The sequence below is a fragment of the Allosphingosinicella sp. genome (genome assembly GCF_036387215.1).
GTDB lineage: Bacteria > Pseudomonadota > Alphaproteobacteria > Sphingomonadales > Sphingomonadaceae > Allosphingosinicella.
Genome location: NZ_DASVUE010000098.1, coordinates 1 through 2062, shown reverse-complemented (window position 1 = coordinate 2062; position 2062 = coordinate 1). Strand labels below are relative to the sequence as shown.

Here is a 2062-nt window from a genome sequence, read left to right as displayed (position 1 = left end):
TGGTCGAGCTGGACGTGGCGTCCGCCGAACGCTTCTCCGAGGGAATGAACGACTAGCCTGAAGCAAGGCGCGCGTCGCCGATCCGGCTTTCAAACGTTCCCTTTTCATTCTAGCAGCGGGGGGATGGCATCGCTCCCGAGTCCCAGAGCCGAACCGTGCTTCGCCGATGCGCCAATCGCTGCGCAGGACGTGGCGCGCGGAGTCACCCGGCTGCTGTTCCGGCAGGACCTGTTCGCCATCTGCGAGGTGCCGCTGCCGAACGGCCGGCGGGCGGACATGATGGCGATCTGCCCGAAGGGGCTGCTGACGATCGTCGAGATCAAGGTCTCGCGGGCGGACCTGCTCGGCGACCATAAATGGCCGAACTACCTCGATTATTGCGACCGCTTCTACTGGGCCGTCCCGGCCGGATTCGAGCTCGCGCCGTTCGAGGAGGAGCCGTTCCAGCCGCATTGCTGCGGGCTCATCGTCGCGGACCGCTACGACGCCGCGGTGGTTCGGGAGGCGCCGCTGCGTAAGCTCCCCGGCGCCCGGAGGCGGGCGGAAACGCTCCGCTTCGCCAGGCGCGCCTCGCGGCGCCTGGTGGGCGATCTCGATCCCGGGCTTTTCGGCCTGGACTAGCGGGAAGGACCCGCCACCGGCTTTGCCGGCTGCGCCGACTCGAGCAGCCGCACGATTGCGCCGGAACGATCGTCGCGCTTGGCATAATCAAGCGCGGAATAGCCGGCGATGCGGTCGGCGCGCTTCGGATCGGCTCCGCGGGAGAGCAGCTGGCGGATCATCGGGATGTTCCGCTTGTGGACCGCCAGGATCAGCGGCGTTTCGCCGCGCGAATTGAAGGCGTCGACCTTCGCCCCCGCGCCGATCAATGCGGCGGCTCCTTCTTCCCAGCCCAATTGGGTCGCGATGATCAGCGGCGTGTCGCCGTCCTTGTTCTGGATATCCGCTCTCGCGCCCTTCGAGAGGAGGAAGCGAAGCCAGGTGAGATCCCGGTCGCGGGCGACGATGTGAAGCGCGCTTTCGCCCGACGTCATGTCCTTGGTGTTGACCAATCTCGCGCCGGAGCCTGCGAGGATGCCTTCGACGGTGTTCCCTGCCCGCTCCTTGACGGCCTTCAGGAACTTGAAGCCTTCGGAATAGCTCTGGGCGCCCGCGGAAACCGAACAGACGGCAAGAGCGGCAGCCGCGACGACGGCCAGTTTGGTGGTGCGGAACACGTTTGAACCCCCGGATATCGGCTTGATTGCCGCCATTTAGCAAAGCAAGGCTGGCGGCGCCATGAATGAAAGCCGCTTCCTCGCCTTTGCCGCCCTGCTGCTCGCACTGCTGATCGGCGCCTGCTCCAGCGGCGGGGGAGACACGCCCCCGCTGGAAGGCGCGAAGCTCGGCGGGCCGTTCACCCTCACCGACCAGGACGGCCGCCAGGCCACCGACAGGCAGTTCGAGGGGAAATACCGCCTCGTCTATTTCGGCTTCACCTACTGCCCCGACGTCTGCCCGGTGGACCTCCAGAGCATCGGCCAGGCGATGCGGCAGCTCGAGAAGAGCGATGCGGCAAAGGCGGCGCGCGTGCAGCCGATCTTCATCTCAGTGGACCCGGAGCGGGACAAGCCGGCGGTGCTGAAGCAATATGTCTCGGCCTTCCACCCCCGTCTGATCGGCCTCACCGGAACGCCTGATCAGATTGCGGATGTGGCGAAGAAATACGGCGTTTTCTATTCCAAGGAGGAAAAAGCGGGCGCCAGCGACTATATGGTCAATCATTCGCGCATCGCCTTGCTGTTCGGGCCGAAGGGCGAGCCGATCGCAATCCTCCCGCACGACAAGGGCGCCGATGCGATTGAAGCGGAGCTGAAACGCTGGGTGAAATGACCGACACGCCGTTCTGGGAAAAGCCGCTTCGGGAGCTCGACCGCGCCCAATGGGAGCAGCTCTGCGACGGCTGCGGCAAATGCTGCCTCCACAAGCTGGAGGACGAGGCGACGGGCGAGATCCACGGCACCAACGTCACCTGCAAGCTGCTCGATGCGCAAACCGGCCGCTGCAGCAACTATCGCCAGCG

At 65.7% G+C, this 2062-nt stretch carries 4 protein-coding genes; 3 read left to right on the top strand and 1 reads right to left on the bottom strand.

Going from position 1 to position 2062, the window contains the following annotated elements; genetic code table 11:
• Window positions 1-123 precede the first annotated feature (123 nt).
• The gene (locus VF662_RS04360; protein WP_464138101.1) at window positions 124-621 is read left to right on the top strand and encodes an MmcB family DNA repair protein; all 498 of its coding nucleotides are present in this window, start codon (window positions 124-126) and stop codon (window positions 619-621) included.
• Here VF662_RS04360 and VF662_RS04355 read toward each other — a convergent pair.
• Window positions 618-1217 (bottom strand): ankyrin repeat domain-containing protein, encoded by a 600-nt coding sequence (locus VF662_RS04355; protein WP_464138099.1) that lies wholly within the window; start codon window positions 1215-1217, stop codon window positions 618-620. The two genes, VF662_RS04360 and VF662_RS04355, sit on opposite strands and share 4 nt — an antisense overlap.
• Before the next feature lie 61 nt (window positions 1218-1278).
• Here VF662_RS04355 and VF662_RS04350 point away from each other — a divergent pair, with 61 nt between their 5' ends.
• Entirely contained in the window at window positions 1279-1872 is a 594-nt protein-coding gene (locus tag VF662_RS04350; RefSeq protein ID WP_464138095.1) for an SCO family protein, read from the top strand.
• The coding region (locus VF662_RS04345) for a YkgJ family cysteine cluster protein (protein ID WP_464138093.1) at window positions 1869-2062 on the top strand (194 nt) is incomplete at its 3' end. The genes VF662_RS04350 and VF662_RS04345, both read left to right, overlap by 4 nt.

What these genes read in the sequence shown, in the direction of transcription:
- VF662_RS04360 (WP_464138101.1), top strand. Translation starts at nt 124, where the DNA reads ATGGCATCGCTCCCGAGTCCCAGAGCCGAACCGTGCTTCGCCGATGCG.
- VF662_RS04350 (WP_464138095.1), top strand. Translation starts at nt 1,279, where the DNA reads ATGAATGAAAGCCGCTTCCTCGCCTTTGCCGCCCTGCTGCTCGCACTG.